17 protein-coding genes and 2 pseudogenes are annotated in these 21,443 nt (G+C 41.4%); 7 read left to right on the top strand and 12 right to left on the bottom strand.

What is annotated here, in order from left to right:
- Window positions 1–39 precede the first annotated feature (39 nt).
- The 4 genes from MUB24_RS13445 to MUB24_RS13430 form a co-directional block, all read right to left on the bottom strand.
- Window positions 40–534 carry a hypothetical protein gene (locus MUB24_RS13445; protein ID WP_244704900.1) on the bottom strand — a complete coding sequence of 165 codons (495 nt, stop codon included), beginning with the start codon at window positions 532–534 and terminating at the stop codon, window positions 40–42.
- Window positions 535–621: 87 nt separating this feature from the next.
- Entirely contained in the window at window positions 622–1,638 is a 1,017-nt protein-coding gene (locus MUB24_RS13440; protein WP_244704898.1) for a DUF3231 family protein, read from the bottom strand.
- 657 nt (window positions 1,639–2,295) lie between these two features.
- Window positions 2,296–2,931, bottom strand: a complete 636-nt coding sequence (locus MUB24_RS13435) for a nitroreductase family protein (RefSeq protein ID WP_244704896.1) — start codon at window positions 2,929–2,931, stop codon at window positions 2,296–2,298.
- Window positions 2,932–2,951: 20 nt separating this feature from the next.
- Window positions 2,952–3,563 carry a TetR/AcrR family transcriptional regulator gene (locus MUB24_RS13430; RefSeq protein ID WP_244704894.1) on the bottom strand — a complete coding sequence of 204 codons (612 nt, stop codon included), beginning with the start codon at window positions 3,561–3,563 and terminating at the stop codon, window positions 2,952–2,954.
- A gap of 130 nt (window positions 3,564–3,693) precedes the next feature.
- On the opposite strand from MUB24_RS13430, the gene MUB24_RS13425 reads away from it, so the two are divergent.
- Both MUB24_RS13425 and MUB24_RS13420 read left to right on the top strand, forming a co-directional pair.
- The gene (locus MUB24_RS13425) at window positions 3,694–4,878 is read left to right on the top strand and encodes an MFS transporter (protein WP_244704892.1); all 1,185 of its coding nucleotides are present in this window, start codon (window positions 3,694–3,696) and stop codon (window positions 4,876–4,878) included.
- A 19-nt stretch (window positions 4,879–4,897) separates the two neighbouring features.
- A pseudogene (locus MUB24_RS13420) lies at window positions 4,898–5,012 on the top strand (TetR/AcrR family transcriptional regulator); the annotation flags it as partial.
- Between the two features lie 513 nt (window positions 5,013–5,525).
- On the opposite strand, the gene MUB24_RS13415 reads toward MUB24_RS13420, so the two are convergent.
- Window positions 5,526–7,595 (bottom strand): multicopper oxidase family protein, encoded by a 2,070-nt coding sequence (locus MUB24_RS13415; RefSeq protein WP_244704890.1) that lies wholly within the window; start codon window positions 7,593–7,595, stop codon window positions 5,526–5,528.
- 217 nt (window positions 7,596–7,812) lie between these two features.
- Between MUB24_RS13415 and MUB24_RS13410 the strand changes: the two genes are divergently transcribed.
- Complete coding sequence (locus MUB24_RS13410; protein WP_244704887.1) at window positions 7,813–8,292, top strand: MarR family winged helix-turn-helix transcriptional regulator; 480 nt, start codon at window positions 7,813–7,815, stop codon at window positions 8,290–8,292.
- 321 nt (window positions 8,293–8,613) lie between these two features.
- Here the strand turns inward: MUB24_RS13410 and MUB24_RS13405 are convergent, their stop codons facing one another.
- The 4 genes from MUB24_RS13405 to MUB24_RS13390 form a co-directional block, all read right to left on the bottom strand.
- Window positions 8,614–9,045: an SRPBCC family protein gene (locus tag MUB24_RS13405; protein ID WP_244704886.1), complete on the bottom strand. Its 432-nt coding sequence runs from the start codon at window positions 9,043–9,045 to the stop codon at window positions 8,614–8,616.
- A gap of 34 nt (window positions 9,046–9,079) precedes the next feature.
- A complete protein-coding gene (locus MUB24_RS13400) occupies window positions 9,080–10,717 on the bottom strand; it encodes an FAD-dependent monooxygenase (protein ID WP_244704883.1) in 1,638 nt (545 codons plus the stop codon).
- Window positions 10,718–10,742: 25 nt separating this feature from the next.
- Complete coding sequence (locus MUB24_RS13395) at window positions 10,743–11,330, bottom strand: PadR family transcriptional regulator (RefSeq protein WP_244704881.1); 588 nt, start codon at window positions 11,328–11,330, stop codon at window positions 10,743–10,745.
- A gap of 796 nt (window positions 11,331–12,126) precedes the next feature.
- A complete protein-coding gene (locus MUB24_RS13390; RefSeq protein ID WP_244704879.1) occupies window positions 12,127–12,735 on the bottom strand; it encodes a TetR/AcrR family transcriptional regulator in 609 nt (202 codons plus the stop codon).
- A 119-nt stretch (window positions 12,736–12,854) separates the two neighbouring features.
- Between MUB24_RS13390 and MUB24_RS13385 the strand changes: the two genes are divergently transcribed.
- The 3 genes from MUB24_RS13385 (at window position 12,855) to MUB24_RS13375 (ending at window position 16,650) form a co-directional block, all read left to right on the top strand.
- Complete coding sequence (locus tag MUB24_RS13385; RefSeq protein WP_244704877.1) at window positions 12,855–13,424, top strand: cysteine hydrolase family protein; 570 nt, start codon at window positions 12,855–12,857, stop codon at window positions 13,422–13,424.
- Between the two features lie 72 nt (window positions 13,425–13,496).
- Complete coding sequence (locus MUB24_RS13380) at window positions 13,497–14,906, top strand: MFS transporter (protein ID WP_244704875.1); 1,410 nt, start codon at window positions 13,497–13,499, stop codon at window positions 14,904–14,906.
- A 538-nt stretch (window positions 14,907–15,444) separates the two neighbouring features.
- Complete coding sequence (locus tag MUB24_RS13375; protein WP_244704873.1) at window positions 15,445–16,650, top strand: oxalate decarboxylase family bicupin; 1,206 nt, start codon at window positions 15,445–15,447, stop codon at window positions 16,648–16,650.
- Between the two features lie 433 nt (window positions 16,651–17,083).
- Here MUB24_RS13375 and MUB24_RS23830 read toward each other — a convergent pair.
- From MUB24_RS23830 to MUB24_RS13365, 3 genes and pseudogenes are all read right to left on the bottom strand, one after another.
- Window positions 17,084–17,461: pseudogene (locus MUB24_RS23830) on the bottom strand (ISAzo13 family transposase); the annotation flags it as partial.
- A gap of 329 nt (window positions 17,462–17,790) precedes the next feature.
- Window positions 17,791–19,188, bottom strand: coding sequence for an MFS transporter (locus tag MUB24_RS13370; RefSeq protein ID WP_244704871.1), 1,398 nt, complete (start codon window positions 19,186–19,188; stop codon window positions 17,791–17,793).
- 154 nt (window positions 19,189–19,342) lie between these two features.
- A complete protein-coding gene (locus tag MUB24_RS13365; RefSeq protein WP_244704869.1) occupies window positions 19,343–20,122 on the bottom strand; it encodes a nuclear transport factor 2 family protein in 780 nt (259 codons plus the stop codon).
- A gap of 287 nt (window positions 20,123–20,409) precedes the next feature.
- On the opposite strand from MUB24_RS13365, the gene MUB24_RS13360 reads away from it, so the two are divergent.
- Window positions 20,410–21,015, top strand: coding sequence for a TetR/AcrR family transcriptional regulator (locus tag MUB24_RS13360; protein WP_244704867.1), 606 nt, complete (start codon window positions 20,410–20,412; stop codon window positions 21,013–21,015).
- Window positions 21,016–21,443 lie beyond the last annotated feature (428 nt).

Here is a 21,443-nt window from a genome sequence, read left to right as displayed (position 1 = left end):
ATTCCGTTGATAAATGCGGCTGATTTCAAAAATAGTTGTTTACTTTTCACATTCGCCCGACCCTACGTTAAGAAACTTTTTATATTTCAATAACAGTAACATGATGAGAAATCCCGAGGCCAATCCCGGTATTACAAATAGGATGGGTAGCCAAACAGGCCCCCATAACATCCCAAATAAAGTGAATTTTGTAGAATAAATCACACCAACCGTTACCCAATAGGCTGTAAATACAAAGGGAAGAAAAGAATGAGGATGCCTTCCACCTCCAGCGTCTTTCCAAGCATCCCATATTGCAAAAATAATCAGGCAAGGGTAAAACATCAACCATGCATAATTCGTTTTCTCAATGGCTTCATTGATACTCCCATGAAAACTTAATAATATAATTTGGTGAAAATTGGACTGAACATTAACCAGAAACACCAAAGCAATGAGGAGTAGTCCCTTTAGAAATCTGCCGTTTAGAATTTGACCAAGACCCGGTAACACAATACTCCAAAACAGTTTCTCATATTTATTTTTCCGGTTCATATAATCCCGTCCAACTGATTCTACTGGTTATAACTTTTTTACTGCAAAAGAAGGGCAACATAATTCAGCATTGCCCGATCTTAGTCTTTATTTACCCTGTCCTTTTGATAATTGGGTTCTATCCTCCATTGGAGGTGGTTCCTCCATCAAACCATGTTGAATCATGAGGTCTCCTCCCTCATTTGCAAAGTCGAAAATATCTTTAACAATTGGTATCATTTTTAAAGGTAAGTCTTTCCTTAGACTGAAGGACGTACCTATAGCATCGCTGCCTAAGCCAAAACTACTCAATAAGGACGTATTATAAATCATAAGCTTATCCGAAAAAGGCGACATTGTTGAATCTGTAACCCTACCTGCTGGTGTGGATGGAGGATTAATATCACTGTCCAATAATATTTCGCTGGATTTTGTAATGATTGTTTTAGACAACTCTTTACCTCGGAAAAAGTGTTTCCGAATATCTTTTATCTTAGCTACTTGAGCAAAGCCTGTCATTAATTTCATTCCGTCTACATTCACTTCAATCGCTTGGTATAGATAAGCGACTTCAACTGTATTTAATGATCTCCTGTGACCCGTGATTTTAAACCCTGACCGATAATCCTTTGACTCAGCAAATTCAACATGGTTGGGTAAGGTGACAGCCGGGGATTTTGGAAGTACACCTTTGCTTAGCAAAAACTGTGTCGTTTTTTCATAGATATCCTCCGCAAATGCTGAGCACCTTTTGTATAAATCCGTGATGTCTTTCCGGTAACTCATCGTTATATGTAATGCATGTAAACCTGAAGCAATTTTCATCATCGTACGTAAATACATCACCTCATAAATGTCATCAAACAATTGTGGCGCATGAAGGTTTACATCATTTTCTGTAAACCCAATTGGAACTGCTGCCCCCTCCTGTTTAAAAAGTTTACTTAGTTCATTAACAAAATTACTTTCTCCTTCGTAAAATGTTTTCAATATTTCTGTAGCTTCTGGATCTTGGTTATGTGATAAAAAAGATTCAATCACTCTTACCATCATGGTCTTTTTTTGATAAATGATCCAAAGGGTTGCAAGCTCGGATGATGTTATCGGTATATGTCCTGTTGACATTTGATCACTCCTCATGCTTTATATTTGTCAGTATGTTTTACCACCTTCTGAAAAATATTCATTTTAGGATTACTTGGTTGTAACTCTCGATATGAAAAAAGAAGTAATACTTCACTTTAAAAACGTTACATACCACTTCTTTTTATACTGTAGGTAAGCACCCGTTTGCTGAATAAAGCTGGAAAATCATTTCATCTATTGCAAAGGATTAACTTTTAAATAAAATTTGCTCTAATGAACCATACTGAGAGACGCGGGGACAGGTTCGTCATCCCGCTTGTAAGAAAAGGGTAAGGCGCCCGTAATCGGTGACAAACAAATGTTCCGAGACAAGAAAAGTCCGATCTTGACTTTTATTGGCGCGGAATTATGACCTCGAGCCGATGGCGCCTGGAGCTGGATCCAACACAAGCCAATTTTTATACTTCCTTACCTTGGGACAATAAACCTGTCCCTATGTCCTTTAACATATATAAAGAAATAAGTCTCGCATAAATACTGATCCTATAATGCGTTTTCCGTTTTCATCAATTAATTTGCAGCTTGTGGTTTTCAAAGTAAAAAGGGGTGTCCTTAGGTCACTTTTGTGACCTAAGGACACCCTCTTGTCGACCGATGCTTTCGGACTCGTGAATATTCTATCCAGCTTTATTTGGATTATTTCCATTGGGCGATATCATCAATTGGCAATCGAACGGGAGGACGGCCTTCGTCCGCCGCTTTACCAATAGAAATAATAACGATTGGGATGTAACGCGTGGCATCAAGCCCAAATGCTTCTGCAATTTTTTCTTTGTTGAATCCAGACATCGGATTGGTGGCGTAGCCGTGTGCGTAAGCTGTTAGCAATAATTGCATAGTGACAAGTCCGCCGTCAACCATTACGGATTCGCGCTTTTCTTGTACAGAGAAACGATCAAATAACGGTACGACAGTTGAAATGATTTTTTCCTTAATCTCCTGCGGCATGTGGCCGAGTTCCACCGCTCTACCGTATATTTCATCGGCGCGGTTCGCAAACTCGAGATCACCAAACACGGCAATGACCGCTGAGGAGGTAATAACTTGTGTCGAATTAAACGGTGCAAGCTCAAGCAGCTTCTCCTTGGCTTCCTGACTTTCAATGACAACAAACCGCCAGGGCTGCAAATTGAACGCTGACGGCGCAAGCGTTGCCTCCTTCAATATTTGGCTCATTTCCTCTCGGTTTATTTTTACTTCTGGATTGTATTTTTTAATGGTACGTCGTCCGTAAATAACCTCGTTAAAATCAGTATTTGTTATAGTCATCATGTTTCCTGCCTTCCTTAAATTTATTGAGAGTCGAGAGAAGCGTGAGGGCCACTGACAAGCAAACGATCAATAATATCAGTCAGTGCTTGCCTTTTCTCTATATATTCTTGTTCATTCCATGAAAAAATCCCTTTGTCCAACCAGAAGGAAGCGCCCACCAGTAAAAATTCTACAGCTAGTTCTGGTTGCTGTGCATTGAATGCCCCTTCTTCTACACCTTGTCTAACGATTTGTTTTGCATAGGGAAGTAAGGCCATAATTTCGGCAACAATCCATTTTTGATGCATTGTGATGTTGTTTTCTTGATGAATGTATTCAAGTACGTCCACATCTTGTTCATTCGGAGAAGCTTCCGTAAAGATCCGTGTAAGCTTCTCTAAAGCATTCCATTGAGTACTTTCGACTAAGTGCTTCGCTTTTTCAAGTCGTGAGGCCAAGGTGCGTTCACATGCGGCATTGATGATTTCTTCTTTGGATTGAAAATAGTAGTAGAACGTTCCCTGCGCAACTCCAACTTTCTTGACGATATCTCTGACGGAGGTATGCTCATACCCCTTTGTGGCAAACAACTTGATCGCGGCATTCAAAATCTCATCTCTGCGCTCCTGTGGGTCTTTAGAAATTCTCGGCATTATTATAAGTCTCCTTTTTGTTCACTCCTGTCATATTTTTAATCATACATGTTGACTGATAGTCAGTCAAAGTATAAACTTATTTTACACACTGACTGACAGACAGTCAATAAAAACAGGAGGAATTTTTATGAACAAACGAAAGATTTTATTGGTGCTTGGACTTTCTGCCGCGATTGTTTCTCTCGGTCAAAGTTTGTACGTTCCATTGCTCCCAGACCTTCAGCGTGATCTTCACACTTCTTTATCATTAGTTAACCTCACAGTTACTTTATTTACGGTCGCGATGGCCGTGATGCAGGTTGTGCTTGGACCTGTCGTCGATCGCAGCGGCCGCAAAAGAATTCTAATTCCCGGGATGATTATCTATGTACTGGCTACGATTGGATGTATGTTTTCTTTCTCTATTGACATGCTTCTCGTTTTCCGCGTCATTCAAGGAATTGGTGCGGCTGCAGTACCTTTGGTTGCTGCAACCATGATCGGAGATGTATTTGAAGGTGAAAAGCGGGCTGAGAGTATGGCCACATACCAAATGATATTGGGGATATCCCCTGCTGTTGGGCCTTTAATTGGCGGCCTGATCGGATCTGTATCCGGGTACACTGGCGCCTTTGGTTTTGCGGCGGCCAGTGCCGTTCTCATTATGTTTACCGCCTTGTTCTTGTTACCCGAAACCATGCCAACAATTTCAACTACCACAGGTAAAAGAAAACAGCTTGGACTAAAAGCATTTGGACGGATTTTTCAAAGCAAAACCGGTCGTGTCTTGTTGTTGAGCGGTTTCGTTCTTTATGATCTCTTTTACACATTTATTGTATTCCTACCCACGATATTGGCGTCCCAATATAATTTGGGCGCTGCCACTATCGGGGTTTTTTCCCTGGTGTTAATGGCGTTTAATCTTGTTGGCAGTAAACTCAGCGGAAAACTTCAAACCAAAATTGGTTCTGTAAAATCATTGTTTTGGGTCAGCTTTTTTATAGTGGCCAGTCTTGTTATTTTTGTTTTTGCCGCCCAGCTTTCGCTTATAACATTGCTTATTGCATTAATGCTTACCGGTTTTGTAAGTGGACTGGCAATGCCTGTGATGCCAACCTTATTATCGGCAGAATTTGTTCAAGAGCGAGCAACTGCGATGGGGGTCTACAACTTTGTCCGTTATTTGGGTATGGCAGCAGCACCGATGATCGGTAGTATTTTATATCCCATCGGCGGTACAGCTTTGTTGATTGGAGTAACGGCTGCCTTTGTTGGAGTCACCGCAATGGCTACTCGTCAATTATTGCCGAGAAAGAGCGAACAGACAGCTTAACCAACTATCATGGTAGCAAAACGGTTACGAACGACGGAAACAAAAAAATCGAGCAAATATTCAGTGCCTCAATTGAATTATTTTTCAAATACGGCTTTCAGAAGGTTAGGGTGAATGAGATTGCGTATAAAGCGAATTAAGAGGGTTGATACAAAATGATGGAGTTGTTCTTTTATGGGGAAGCTGGCGCGCACAGCTTCAGGAAAAGTGAACCGAATCCCTTTTTTGCGAAATTAACAATACTTTGTAATTATTAGATTCTTACCTATATACAACTAGTACCGTCAATAGATTTATATATTAAGAAAAAAACTATTCTAATATGATTTTATTAATGATCATCTTGCAGTTGAGTGTCAGTATTTACATCTAATAATGCTGCTTTTAGAGTGTTAAGGGTCTCGCCTTCAGCGATTGTCTCTATTTTAAGCATTAAAACCGTTTCGGCCACACGACCCGAGTATGGGAAGCAAGTAACAAGCTTCGATATCTATACTGCTGTATTAACTACGTACTCCTGACGAATGTAAGAAATGGATGGAAAGCCGAGACAACCATTTCCATTAAAAAATCCAATCTCGGCTATTTTGCCCGTATTTAAGACGAATGTTGCCAGCTCTTTGGAATACTCGTAATCATGATCAAGCCTATTCCGGACTATTACCCGTCTCACTTCCTATCGCGAAAGGAGTGTATACATTTTCATAAGCCACATGCATTGTCATTCCTTTTTGGGCATGATCTAGATTGTGGCAGTGATCCATCCATAGTCCGGGATTATTTGCCAAGAAAGCAACTTCAAACGTCTCGCCGGGTTCAATATTTACAGTATCTAGGACAAGTGGGCTACCACTAATCGGTTTTCCATTTTTACTAATGACTTGGACATGGTGTCCATGAAGGTGCATCGGATGATCGGCAAAACTCCGATTTACAAATGTTGTCTTCACAAGATCTCCCTCCTTGACCATAAGGGTCGGAGTATCAGGAAACGTTTTTCCGTTAATAACCCACTGTTGTCCTGCCTCTCCGTTATAGACTCCAAAATAGGTCTGATCTAGAATGAGTGTAAACGTTCTGTCGAACACGGTCGAGGTATTGAATGAAGCCTGTGCCGGTGATCCATATTTAGTAATATCTAAAATCTCTCCTTCATCGAGCACATTTCGTTTCCCATGTCCGTCTGGGCTATACACTATTCCTATTGGTTTGCCTTCCATTAGCATTGCCAGCGTAACGGCAGTGTCAGGCATGATGAATTCGATATCGTAACGCCCCCCTCCTCCGATTCGTAATAAACTAGTCGTCAGAGTACCTGGCTCATTCAACTCATACCCATCGATGGCTACAACCTTGAAAGGAACGCCGTTTAAAGAAAACGTGCGAGTTAAATTACCCGCATTTATGAGACGGAGCCGTATGGGTGTTCCCGTATTAACCGTTTTTCTTTGGAATGTATCTGCCGTATCGAGGGCTGGAATATTCCTGCCGTCCGGAGTGATCCAATCATGAGCGACAATCGTCGTATCCATCGTTTTTGTTTCATGTTGATATTGACTAGATGGATGTATGATAAATGCCCCGAATAGCCCCTTTTGCACTTGGACGGAGGACTGCTGGTGAGAATGATACCAATGAGTTCCCACTTCTTTTACGACAAAACGATAGGTATATGACTCTCCAGGCATGACGGCGTCCTGCGTCATCCCGGCCACTCCATCCTCACCATTAGGGACATCTACTCCGTGCCAATGAATGGTAACCCCACTATCGATATTTTTATTCACCAATCGTACTTCCACCAAATCTCCTTCATTGGCGACAAGCTCTGGGCCTGGGCTCTGTCCATTAAATGTCCACGCTTCAATGGATTCGCCGGAAGCAAGACGAATCTTCTTTGTCTCAGCGTAGAGGACGTATTTTTTGTCTGGTATGTCTGTTTGAGGTCCTTTCAACTCCACAACACTAATCGACTTACTGTCTGAATTGGAATCATGACCGTCATGGTGGGCATTTGTATTTTTATCTAAGCTGGAATCTCCACCCCCAAAATCGGCAGTATGGTGATGAACCATATTCATCCTGCCGGGAAATTCACTCATCTTTTGAGAAACGACTAATCCTGTTATGGCAACTACAAACACCAAAACGAAATATACAGCTCCTCTTACGATTCTTATGCTATATCGGGGAAGCCGATTTTCCAGAAGCCTTATCCTTCTTCCATGGTAAAGCCATAGCAGACCTGCTGAAGTGATCAGTGCCCCACCATAAATCAAAAGATCTTTTGTATTAGGAATGGCAGGAATGTCTATCGTTACTAGAAAAAAGGCAAGTACTGCTCCCACAGTCATGACATGTACAGACACAATAAAGAACAGTGAAGACTTTTTATTGGTTTCCCTCGATAAGTTAGGCAGCGCAAAGATCAACACAATTGCCGCTGGCAAGCTTAACAGAGGCAATAGGTTCAAGACCCGGTCCATGATAAATAGCCATCCGTAATTCACAAAAATTATTATAATATCCAGTACCCAAACCATGATTAGGGCGGTACCGATGTAGACGCCAATTTTGGCTGCTTTTAGCCATAATCGGAAGCTCGATTCACTCTCTCTCACATATTTGAGGTGATTCGCGGCATAGCCAGTAGCCCCTGAGACACCCACTAGTACCAGTAATAACAAAAATTCTACTCCCATAAGAAATTCGAACACGACTATTCCCTCTTTTCCTGAAATTTATCTTAATTATTAAGATACATGAATGAACCATGTTTATTTCATAATATCAATCAGTCGTTACCTTTACCTCAGTCTTAAGGCTGGTTAAGAGCTCCTAAACTTTAGTTAAGATTGCCCAACATATATCGCTCAGTGAATGGATCCCTTTATGCTATACTTTATAAATCGAAATCAATGAAAGGTGGTATGTATGATGCGACCGACACAAAAAGACCTTCATCTAGCACTTTTAGAAGCTTCCAAACAGTTATCCACTCAAACCGTCATGTTCCATCAAGCGATAGCTGGGCATCTTGGCCTTAACATTACAGATCATAAGTGCTTAGATTTGATTCTAAGCAGAGGAAGAGCCACTGCAGGACAGCTAGCTGAATGGACGGGACTAACCACGGGTGCTATTACAAGCGTGCTAAATCGCCTGGAAAAAGCGGGCTATATCCGTCGGACGAAGGATCCTAACGATCTCAGAGTGGTCTATGCCGAGCCGCTCTATTCGCAATTGCATACGATTAAAAAGGCATTCACTCCATTAAACGATGCCATGCTTGAACTCTACTCGAAGTACAGTCAAGAGGAGTTACAGACCATACTCGATTACTTGATTCTCTCCTGTCAATCTCTTCGAAATCTTACCGATGACCTTCGTAAACCGACTATAGAGAATCAGTAAAGCCGATGTTGTTAGAACATCGGTCACCTGTACTAGCATGATTGGGGCAAGTGTAATATTCTGGATTGAACGAAGGGAATCCGATTGCTTTCAGCGAGTTATAGAAATACACCAGTGGATATTATAGATTACTAGTTGTTCGTCATTGAATGAATCCCCGCCTTCAATCGTGACAGTCCAACTCCATTTATCTTAATAATTAAGATAAACAACAAAAAAATGACGTATTACGGTTACAAATTTAGAACTAGTTTAAGTCCTATACTTAGCAGGCGATGCTGAAACCTATACCACTCTCGCACTGCAGCAACTGTATGGGGGTTAACCCTTAAGGACAGCCTTCAAGCCGGCAGCTGTTTGCGGCTGCTCTTTCTTCATTGATTGACGCATGAAAAATTCAGCTACCTTTGGAACGTTGTCAACTTCAATTGAGAAATGAACACGGCAAGATTGATCCGAGATCGGCTCAATACGATAGCTTTCACGAAACGATTGTTTTTCATCGGGAACTGTCTCCATTGTCAACAATTGATCCTGAACAAGCTCGGTCACGATCATGTTTTTTTCACTCTTGAAGCCTGAGTATTTTCCACTTTCGAAATACTTGCTCCCCAACTGAGCCGGTCCTTCAGGAGTGACTCGAGCCTCCATAATGCCTTTAATCCAAGAAGGTCGCCCCTTTAGATCAATGAGGCGTGAAAAAACGACAGATGCGGGATAATCATAGATTTCGGTATATTCAAATGTAAGCATAATGATTTTCCTTTCCTTAATTGATATAATTGTTTTAGCGAAAAAGGATGGTCGACAGGGCATTGGTTAACACTTTTTCCATTTCTTCCTTATTCTCCTCAGTACCCGGTTTTCGCCATCCGATATACCCATCAGGCCGCACGATGATAGCCCCTGAGGAAGTTATTCCGTATGCGTCAAGAAAATCGTTTTTGGGATTGCTGAAGTCACCTTCGTGACCACCAACCTGATAAATATCTATCAGGAGACGGAGTGTATCTTTAACATGTTTAGCAACCTCCACCCAGTTTTGCCCGTTTGATCCAACGAGTAAGACAAATCGAGAACCAAATAGATCTAATGAAGAAATGGTAACTCCGTCCCGTTCGAGAACGATGTGTGCCGCACGGGTTCCCGGCTGTCCCTTCCATAACTCGGGCGACTGTACAATCGGAAGGTTCTTTCCGTCCGCTTCCGGTACAAATGCCCCGTCTTGATAACGATACCCCATATTGACATCCAGGGTACTTACTGTAATTCCATCCGATCCCTCGTGTTCACGCTGCTGAGAAAGCATGACGACCTGCTCTGCCGTATAATCCGCTACAGGCCGCCGTTCAACATCGTATGTCGCAAGCAAACCCGAACCGGCTTCACCGCGCAAGACGGCGGCCAGCTTCCAAGCAAGGTTCTGCGCCTCGGCAATGCCAGTGTTGCCTCCCAAACCGCCGCTTGGAGGTTGAACCCGTGCGGAATCGCCAACTAGAAAAATGCGGCCTTGTTGGAAGCGATCTGCTACGCGAGCGGCCATTTCCCAAGTCAATACTTTTTTGATCTTAACAGGGATGTCAGGAATGCCGATTGCTGCCCGAACTAATGCAATACAACGTTCCTCCGGATAATCGTCAATTGTTTCCTCTTCGGGATCATATATAACATCCAACCGGTATATATGAGGCCGCCTGAAAGTTCCAGGATACAATACAAGACTTCCGCTTACGGTATCGTTGGCGAAAAAACACATATGCGCGTTTTGCCTTCTAAACAGTTCATGAATGTCTGCATCAAAAACGACGCTGATCAGATGGAAAAGCGTACCTTCTCCATGTTGGCCAATATCTAATTGTCTACGGGTTCCACTTTTACTCCCATCCGCTCCTACCATATACTTGGTTCGGACACGGCGTGTTTCGCCGCTGATTCGATCACGAATCATGGCCGAGACGCCATCCTCGTCAGCTTCGAATTCGATCAACTCTGTGTTGTAGCGCAAATCGACACCGGCTTGCTCGGCCTGTGTCCGGAGAACCGGCTCCAGCAGATCTTGTGCCATACCGTTTCCTTCAACTGGACTAGCATCCGTAAAGTAAGCACTCATATCTTCCATCAGATTATCAAACACTTGCCCAGCCAAACTCTCTACAAACATAATGCCAAACTCCCGCGGAAAAGGGGGTTCTTCACGGCGAATCTCCTCCTCGATCCCTGCTGAACGGAAAATTTCCATCGTTCTGGCCGTTAGGCTCGAAACGCGCGGGTGAATGGACGTTCCTGGATGACGCTCAACGACTAATGGCTTCATTCCCTGTCGAGCCAGAAAAAGGGAGAATGACAGGCCTATCAGACTTCCTCCAACCACGAGGACAGGCACCGTTTCATCGAATGACGAAGATTTATTTAATCGTGTATTCATTAAAAATCAACCTTTCTTATATAAGTTAGTTTTCTTTCTCGCGCAGCTCTTCCATGCTCCATTTCAGCTTTCTAGCATGAATATCCTCGATGATGGATTGGATCCATTCCTTTTCTGCCGCAAGTACTTTTTGTTGATATTCAGCCTCCAGTAAAAATAAGCGCGGCAGCCCCACCGATGCTCCTTTCTGAAATTGATCTTCAAGATGTGAGAGTGTCTTTTCAAGAGCGCTTACTCTTTGTTGGAAGAGCAATGCGACATCTTCAGGCGTTAACAATGCCAGAAAAGACACGGCAGCAGGAAACTCTAAAAACTCCTGAGCCGGTGTAGAAATCATTTCCCGGATCCATGAATAGGCAGCATTTCGACCTAAATCCGTGATTTCATAAACAATTAAATCGGGTCTCCCTTCATTCTTTTTCTTTTCTTGGATGGCAATGGCCTCGTCTCGATGTAAACGATCAATCGTTTGGTAAATACTCGTTCGATGACGAACGTTAATAACCTCATCTTTCCCCCTCTCTTTAATAAGCTGTTGCATACGATAAGGATGCATAGGCTCCTCAATCAAAAAACAAAGTATGGCTAAAGCGACAGGTGATTTTTTAATCATGTTGTTTTTCATAGTAATGATATTACTATTAATAATATGACGCGTCAAGATGAACAGCACATATTTTTTTGATAAGCGAAGTGGTAAGGATTTCGAGCAACGCGCTATCGGCCAAACGGATGGGATCGAGATTGCCCATATCGTTTAGTTGCTGAAATTGAAGGGTTCTGTTCAACAAACTAACATGAGCATAACCAAATTCCCCCAAAATACCACTTTTATTTTTGATACAAGTCTTATGAGACACTCTTATCCTTATTTTATCAGTCTACTATACTTGTACCAGAAGAGTACAAACGCAACAATTCCATAACAATTTAAAGCTAAGCTTGAGATATCGAGTGGGATGCAACCAAGCGAAAAATTAATAAACACGGCGATAGCCTTCTTAATCCTGACGTGTCTTATAAAAGGGCGTGCTTAGTACCCCCTCCGAAAACCTATTTTAAAAAGGCGATGTTAAATTCGCCTGTTAAAACGCTATAGTTTGATTAGTACATTTTTACTTTTTTGAAGATTAATGTCATTCGTCAAAAATATGTGTAAAAAAGAAAAACAAGTGCTTATCAGTAACGATAACATCTTGTTCTTCTTTCAGTTATAGGGAACTTATTAGTTTAATAGAAAATCTATTTAGTGACTTTCCACACGATAATCCGAAATACCAACAACATGGAGGTCATCGTATAGATCCAGGGATTACGCAATCGAGCAACTTCTAGAGTAACGAATAAGATCCTACTTGCCCTCCTTCTCTTTGATGATTATCAGCAGGTGAAATTATTTTCGACTTCTTTCATCGATGTAGAATAAATGTTGTATAGAGTAGTTCCAAAATCTCCTCAGGTGAATATCCCCGTACTTCCCGTTGGAACAGGTAGCCATCACTTTTTAATGCCTCAAGTAACATGTCGGCTTTGAAGATGTTGTTTCGAACGGCTACTGTTTCTTTATTCATCTCATTAAACAGCTCTACCAGCAACCGGTGCAATTCATCATATAAAGGACTGCGTGTTCCTGATTTTTTTCGATTTGTTGACGCGGAATCCTCGACACCTTTCAGCAATTGTATTTTGCTTTCCCTGAAACGGAGAAATAAGCGGAGAATGCCTTTTAATCGCTGCTCCGGCGGGTCTTTGTGATTGTGCTCCAAATATGCTTGAATGTCTTCGAAACATAAAACAACATTGTCTTTTATTAAATCTAGACATAATTCTCCTTTGTTTCTATAGCGACGATAAAGCGTTCCCGGTCCGATTCCGGCTTTTGTGGCAATTTGATTCATGCTGACCTGTTCAACCCCATGTTGTTCAAACAACCTGATGGCCGTATCCAATATTCGCTGGCGGTTCGCGGCAGCATCGCGGCGTTCCGTATGTGTAAAGCCTATTTTTCCATCCTTCATCTTCATCACTCCCAAAAATTCAAAGCAAACCCTTGACAATCGGAGACATCTCCGTTTATTATGAAATGGAGATATCTCCACTTCTTAATATTAACCAAATAAACGGGAGTTGACAATTCATGCAAAATCATTCTGGAAAAGCTGCATTATTGGTCATGGATATGCAAAACGGGATGGTATCACGTTTTGCCAGAAACGAGGAGGTGCTGCAGCCAAATCAAAAAGCGATTGCAAGTGCCCGTGCACACAATATCCCGGTTATTTTTATACGTCTCGGATTCAGCAAAGGTTATCCGGAACTCAACCGACAAAGTCCAATTTATGCCCGGGTTGCCGAATATGGCGGTATGACGATTTTCGATGAAGCGACACAGATTCATCCATCCGTTAAGCCTCTAGAAAACGAACCGGTTGTCACAAAATATCGGGTGAGCGCCTTTTCCGGCAGCAATCTTGAGGTCATCCTGAGCGCTCAGGAAATCGATACACTCATTCTTAGCGGTATTACCACGAGCGGTGTCGTGCTATCGACATTGCGGGAGGCTGCAGATAAAGATTATTCACTAACCGTACTAAAGGATGCCTGTCATGATGGCGATCCTGAAGTTCATCACATGCTGATGGAGAAATTATTCCCTGTGCAGGCAAATGTAATGACGGTCGACGCCTGGATCGACACATTGGATTGAACAACAAGGGCCTGTTTCGGAAACGGTGGAACAGGCCTGACTAAATCGGATTATCGAAGGAAGGAAAAAAACTTGTTTTACGCTGGAAATAAGAAAAACGAGGCTGCAAGTAATAATCATTTTAATCAAAAACTGATATTGCCCATGATTTTAGGTTCAATCCTCAATCCTATCAACTCTTCTATTATGTCAGTGGCGTTAATTCCAATTGGGCAGGCATTTGATGTTCCGCCTTCGCAAACAGCATGGCTTGTTTCCGCTTTATATCTTGCCACTGCGATTGGGCAGCCTGTGGTTGGGAAGCTGATTGATCTTTTCGGTCCCCGGTTGCTCTTTTTAATTGCAACATCTCTAGTCGGAATCTCCAGTTTCATCGCCATTTTTGCCCCGAGTTTTTGGTGGCTGGTCGTTGCAAGAATTCTACTCGGGTTGGGAACCTGTGCCGGTTATCCCGCATCCATGTATCTTATTCGCAGTGAAGCTGAACGAACAGGCGAAGAAAGCCCAAGTAGCATACTGGCAACGCTCGGGATTGCGAACCAAACGATTGCCGTGATCGGGCCTGCATTAGGGGGCGTGCTCATTGGTACCGGGGGCTGGCAAAGTATCTTTATCGTCAATATCCCTTTATCGCTTGCTTGTATTCTATTGGGCTACTTCCGCTTCCCAAAGGTCTCATCAAAGGCCGCCGGAGAAGAGAAAAAGCTCCTTTCTATTGATTTTACGGGAATCATTTTATTTGGCATCACCTTAACCACTCTTTTGCTGTTTTTGATGAATCCAGGTTTGTCGAAGAGTGCTTTTCTATTGGTTGCGGTAATAGCAGGGGGGATTTTTGTGATTGCCGAGTTGAAAATGAAAAATCCTTTTATCGATATTCGCGTATTCAGCGGAAATATCCCCCTGGTACTCACTTATGCCAGAGGTTTACTTTCAGGTTTAGTTGCTTATTCCTTCATTTATGGATTCCCTCAATGGCTGGAAGACGGAAGGGGGCTATCCGCCTCCATTGGTGGGCTGTTGATGTTGCCCATGTCTTTAACGGCGATTATCGTGACCCAGGTGACAGGAAAAAGTCCCGCCATCCGTTTAAAATTGATTGCCGGCAGCATTGTTCAATTCATTGCTGTTACATTGCTGCTCTTTACACATCATACAACGAGTGTTGTATTTATAGCCATAATTGTTCTTCTGTTAGGGATACCACAAGGCTTGCTGAATCTGGGTAACCAAAATGCCGTCTATTATCAAGCGAATCGAAGACAAATTGGTGCTTCAGCCGGTTTACTCCGAACGTTTATGTACTTGGGCGCTATCTTAGCTTCTGCGGCAAACGGCCTGTTTCTGAAATCCGGGGCGAATACACCAGGGATTCACCATATTGGTTTATTTTGTGGCGGCGTTACCTTGGTCCTCATCTTGATTACCTTGTTAGATCGCTCATTAAACCTCGTGAGCCATCAAGCCGAGGCAAAAAGTTAAACACAGGGTAAATTTATGATGAAACAATCTTCTATTATTACGGTACGGCAACGATTCACAAAATATATGGCCATTTTGACAAAACTCAGCCAAGTATCTGGATTATTGGTTGAGTTTCGTGGTCTTTTTCGCCCCGGACATTTCTTTATCGAGTAGAAACTCCAGTTAATCCCGTGCAGATTCTGAGGATGTTTTTTTTACTTCATTATTCTTTTGGTAAAAATCTCCCCCCGTTTTTTCTCCAAGCCTCTATTTTAAGTTCATTGTTTATGAACGCTGCAGTAAATGCGCCCATAGAAGCGGCAGCAATCGTCTGATGCATTTGCGATGCCACATCCCCAGCGCTGTATACGCCGGGGTTTATCGCAGAATGCTTCGTCCGGTTTTGCTTCGGAATCTACTCTTTTACTGTCAATTAATTAATTTAATGCAGCATTATAATTTGAAATAATAATTCCTACCAAAGAGGACAAATTATAATTTCAACTTACTCTGCATAAGATTAGACTAATACACAGCGAGAAAGGTGATGAACCGTATGGAAAATAGACCACGAAATCAAGCCTTCTTCGGAAATATACCACAACCGATAAGGAATGATGGCGCTGGTTGGTGGGATTTAGGTCCAAGGGACATTATGCGAGACTACGAGAACCCCGACATGCTTGTTCCGCCCGCCACCGATGCTGGGATGCTTCCTAACTTAAAGTTTTCTTTCTCCGATTCCCATATGCAGTTAAATCATGGTGGCTGGTCACGCGAAGTGACAGTTAGACAACTTCCAATTGCGACCACGATTTCTGGGGTGAATATGGCTCTTACTCCAGGTGGTGTGCGTGAATTACATTGGCATCAGCAAGCGGAATGGGCAATCATGCTTGTGGGGCGAGCACGCATTACATCAGTTGACCAGAACGGGAGGAACTTCATTGCTGACGTAGGCAAAGGAGACCTATGGTACTTCCCTCCTGGAATTCCACATTCAATTCAAGGATTGGAAGAAGGTTGCGAATTTTTGCTCGCCTTTCCTGACGGTAACTTCTCTGACCTCAATACTTTAAGTATCTCCGATTGGTTCTCACATACGCCAAAGGACGTCCTTTCAGCTAATTTCGGTGTTCCAACAAGCGCTTTTGCCCATATTCCAAATCATCAACTATACATTTTCCAAGGAACTATTCCTGGTCCACTCGAAAGTCAACAGGTAGCAGACCCACAAGGTATGGTACCAGAAACCTTTACACATCGACTACTTGCACAACAGCCCATTGTTACTCCGGGCGGGAGTACCGTACGTATAGTCGATTCAACCAACTTTCCTATTGCCACTCAAATTGCTGCTTCTTTGTTGGAAATCAAACCGGGCGCAATGAGAGAAATGCATTGGCATCCAAACAATGATGAATGGCAATATTATATCTCAGGTACAGCTCGCATGACGGTTATGGCACCGAATGGTACGGCTCGTACTTTCAATTATCGTGCTGGGGATGTAGGATATGTACCGCGTGCCTTTGGTCACTACATCCAAAACACAGGTAATCAAACCGTGTGGGCTTTGGAGATGTTTAAGAGTGACCGCTTTGAAGATGTTTCACTAAATCAGTGGATGGCGCTTACCCCTCATCAAATAGTACAACAGAACCTAAATGTAGGACCGGAATTAATGAATGCGTTGCGAAAGGAAAAACAATATATAGTTTCATATCCGGGGTATCCCGACTCCCCCAGAAAGAGTAGGTAATACAACCGAACCAATTTGTTTAAGAAGTAAGTGTTAGACATATCTAAAATTCCCCTACCAAATTTTATTTTTGGTAGGGAACCATATTATTTTAATCAATATGCTGACTTCTGTGTTGCCCACAAAACGTGGGCAACACAGAAGATCCTTATCCTGAATACATGAGCAGCGGAGAAACAAGCCAACGAAGAAATTCGCATTGTCATTTTTGCGGGACTTTTTGAACACCCTTTTAAAATAAAATGAGATATCACCTCTATTATCAGTGATACCTCCTCACTCCCCAAAGCCTCAGCCCACTTTTATTTTATAATTATAATTGTTCACCCATCGTGCTCTCTCATTTTAAAAACTAGTTCCTATACATCTCTGAATTAGGTACATTAAAAATAATAATAAGCCAGTTTTCGCAAAAGAGAGACTTTAGAAAAAATTCTGTATAGCCTTTTTCAATCAGTTGTTCCCTTATTTGCTCAACAGTAAGTCTGGTAAAAAGTCGGGTCTGTCTGGCTCTGACTCTGACTATCCACGATTTCCTTTATGTCCTTTAGAAGATTCGATAATTTTTCTTCCGCCTTTTTTCTGCCTCTCAAATGAAAAGCATCTTCACAACAGATTCCTGTTTCCAGCTCGTAAAGGCCCTTTCTAATGGTATCCCGACTAACGTTAAATTCCTCAGCTACAAATGATTGACCACCTCTTCCATAAGCTTTGGCGGGTTTGGCCAAGGCTATTGTTTTATCTGAACCAGTTAATTTATGGATAGTATCATGTATATGTCTTTGAATTTTGCAAAAAAGTTCAGTATCATAGTATCTATATCCTTTGGTTTGTTTTTTGTTTTCTCTCCATTACATTAAAACATAACCAAAGGATAGTTTTGTATCTTTTTCCATTAATTGACTAGTTATTTATTTGAATGTGCCTACTAAAGAGATAACCATTTTAATGGCGGGTTGGTGAGAAAAAAATATATTGTATACTCAAAATTCCTCGTGACTATTGAGTATTGAATTAACCTACTTGTGGTACGATTCACTGTACAGTATCAAAGCACAAAACATCATCGAACCACAAAAAGATATTTATCAACATAGAAGAATGGGCCACTCCTTACTCTGGAGTGGCTCTTACTTTTGTTCATTCAACTTTCTCCCTTAAGAATTTTTTGACCTTAGCCTTTTTACGCCCAAATTGTACATAATAAAATGTAACCGTCACAACAACTAGAATGGCTAGTGCTAGAAAAATGTTGCTATATATAAAAGAAGCGCTATTTTGATTTAGCGGATTTAAGCGAATGGTCGATGTGCCAAAATCAAGTACCTTGCCGATCGCAGCTGTTGATACAGCTGCTGAAATAAAAGTGATCATGGTAAACAAACCCATTCCTACTCCCGTATGCTCTTTTGATAGCGTTTGTGAAACAGTGTTCGACATAGCGATTAGCATGAATGACTGACCTAGGACAGCAAAAATAAGAAAGATTGCAATAAGGACTGGCGACATGCCGACGACTGAAGACAAACAGATAAAACCGATAATAAGAAGTGTTGCTGCAGTATACACAAGAAACGGATTTCCCTTTTCATCAGCCAACTGTCCTCCCCTCCGTCCCAATAATGCAGCCACAAGAGCTGCCGGCGACATAACAATTCCAATGAAAGCCGCTGACAATTGGTTTATAGAAGAGAGTAACTGAGGTGTAATAAATGGAATAGCAAAGCTAACTCCAATCATTACGAAAGCAATGATAAGACTGAATGAAAACGATTTGTTTCGAAATATAGCCGGATCTATAAATGGCGCTGAAGCGTAGAAAATACGTAATAAGAACAAAATAAAGAAAATGGTCCCGGTCGTAACAAACCATATATTCCCATTTGTTAAAGCCAGTAACAAGGTGGCTACTGTACCTGCCAAAAGTGTTCCGCCGATAAAATCCATTTTGCCGGCACTCCGCTTTTCATCATTTAAATATTTACGATACATTGGCAATGTCAGCAACGATAGAAGGGAAATCACAAATAAAACTTTCCAGTTCCACATACTGCTTGTCACCCCGGCCACAATCGGACCTAAAGCCGAACCTAGTGCGAACCCGATTGCAACGGTACCCAAAGCACGTCCACGTTTTTCGGGTGAAAAGTAACGAACCGGAACGATCATTGAAATCGCTGGAATGACAGATGCACCAGCTGCTTGTACAATTCGTCCCACAATAAGCATCAAAAATTTAATAGCCACCAAACCAACAACTGATCCAATTGCAAAAAGTAATAGACCAAAGGTCAACAAATTCTTTAAGCTATATGTGTCTGACAATTTTCCATAAGTTAACGAGCCAATTGCATAGACAATCATATAACTCGTGACGATCCAGCCTGCTTGTGATAGTGAAAGCTGAAACTGTTTACTGATATCTGGAAGTACAACATTAAACATGGTTAAATTCATGACGGCGATAATGAGTGTAAAGACAAGAACGCCTAATAATAACTCTTCATTATTCCTTTGAATTCTATGATTGGTTTGCATTAAGAGATACCTCATTTCTTTAGTTAAGCATTGTTGAAGCAACACTCTTTTATTTCTTTGATGATTAATTTATCGCTCAGATATGTCTGTGATACGAAAAACATCGCCGTCATTTAATGTGGCGATGTTTTTCTGCGATTCCGCTAGACAAACTTCAAAATCTACTGTTCGAATTTTTTCGCTTCTCTTCCGGCAATATGGTTTCGATTACGTCCCAATGCTCGGCGATTTTTCCATCCTCTACGCGGAACAAATCATAGAAAGCAGTATGCTGACCATTAAATAGACCTTCACTCACCACAAGAACAAAATCACCTTGTCCGATAATCTGATGAACTTGAGTGTATTGAAATGTAATACCTTTCTCCTCGAGTGCCTGCATTGCAGCGTGAAGACCGGAAAGGCCATCTGCAATATGTGGACTATGCTGAATGTAGTTATCCCCATCAAAGTATGAGGTAAGCAGATCTGGGTTCTTTCCAACTAAGATATTCTCTACAAAACTTTTAACATATTCTTTGTTTGCAACGGTCTTGTCTATATCCTTAATTGTGGTCGGTCCGTCAATCATCGTATGATTGCTTGGTGTCTTTTCTACCTTTTCTTGCAAATTATCCCAATGTTCAACGATCAGTCCATTCTCAAAACGAAATATATCAAAAACGATTTTGGGGCCGAAAAAATCATATTCAGAATGAAGTACAACATAATTTCCGTCCACTAACGCACGCTTAACACTTACCTTTGTACCTATTTCCTTTAAATGATCAAGTGCGCCAAGCATGGCATCACGACCATCGAGTAAGGACTGATTGTGCTGAATATATTGATCTGGATGAACGTAAGCCGTAATCGCTTCGGGGTTGCCGCTCTCAAAACTTTCCAGCACGGCGACTGCCTTACGAACAAGCTCATTTTTAGTATTTATTGTCATTTCAAAAACCTCCGTATTTATTAAATTTCACATTCTTTAAGTTAGATTAGTATAATCCCTGATTGACCAATTCCTAACTATTAACTTCCACTTTACTTCCCCTCCTTCAAATTTATAGGCATCAGATAAATAATGAACGATATGTTGTTTATTTATCTAATACCCATTATAATAAGAGGAGATACCATAAACAATATCCAATATTTTTGTTTTTGATGGATAATATACAATTCGTAGAAATTTGTCGCTTAACGATCTAAATTTATTTTTTGAGAGGGGACGAAAAAATGAACAAGAAAACCGATCTAAGGGTATTGCGGACGAACCAATCGATTCGAAAGGCATTTTATGAACTTATTCAGGAAAAAGGCTATGAAGCCATAACGATCCAGGATATTGCCGATCGCGCAATGATCAATCGAAACACTTTCTATCTTCATTACCAAGATAAGCCTGATTTATTAGATAAATGTGTGGATGAGTTATTGGAGGAAATAAAAAACGCAATCGCTCAATGTCCTATCAGCATGAGACCTTTTAGTATTTCTACACTCGAGACCGTCATGCAGACTATATTGGAGCACATTGCGCATAATACCTCTTATTATCAAGCGATGTTAGTTGGAGAGAATAAAATTTATTTGTTTCAGTCAAAAATGGAGAAGATTATTAAAGATAAGTTAAATGAGGGCTGGACTTCTTCTCAGGGAAAATCTACTTTAAAAATATCGAAAGAATTGCTACTCGAATATCTCGTATCAGCTTTTATGGGGGTCATCATTTGGTGGATCAAAAACGATTTGCCCCTTCCTGTGGAAGAAGTTTCATCACAATTTAGTAAAATCGTTGCCTATGGACACTTCAAAGCTGCCGGAATCGCCGTCGAAGAATAAAATTAGTAAGAAAGAAATAGCCTAAGTACTGAGTATAAATATTTTGCCGTATAGAAATATACTAGCGATAAACCATGTTGGAACTGAATTACTCGCTAATTCCAGTTAACTCGATGGATGTAAGCAACACGCGGCCTGCAACATCAAAAGCGACATGAACGCACTGTTTACTTATCAACAAAAGAATAAAAAGTTACGATCAAACAAATGAGTAAGAGATGCAGGGAACCTAACTACTCAAAAAAGAAGACAATTCTAAAGTTCCAGAATTACGACCGATCTCAAGTAGGTGAATATGTAAAGCAACACTTGATGAGTGCCGGAGCGCAAAGAGACATTTTTACGGAGGCGGCTATTGATGAAATCTATCAATTTTCCAATGGGACTGCAAGATTGATTAATAAAGTTTGTACACATTCCCTGATCTA

The organism is Lederbergia sp. NSJ-179 (assembly GCF_022867885.1).
Classification (GTDB): domain Bacteria; phylum Bacillota; class Bacilli; order Bacillales; family Bacillaceae_C; genus Lederbergia.
This window is presented reverse-complemented; position numbering and strand designations above follow the sequence as displayed.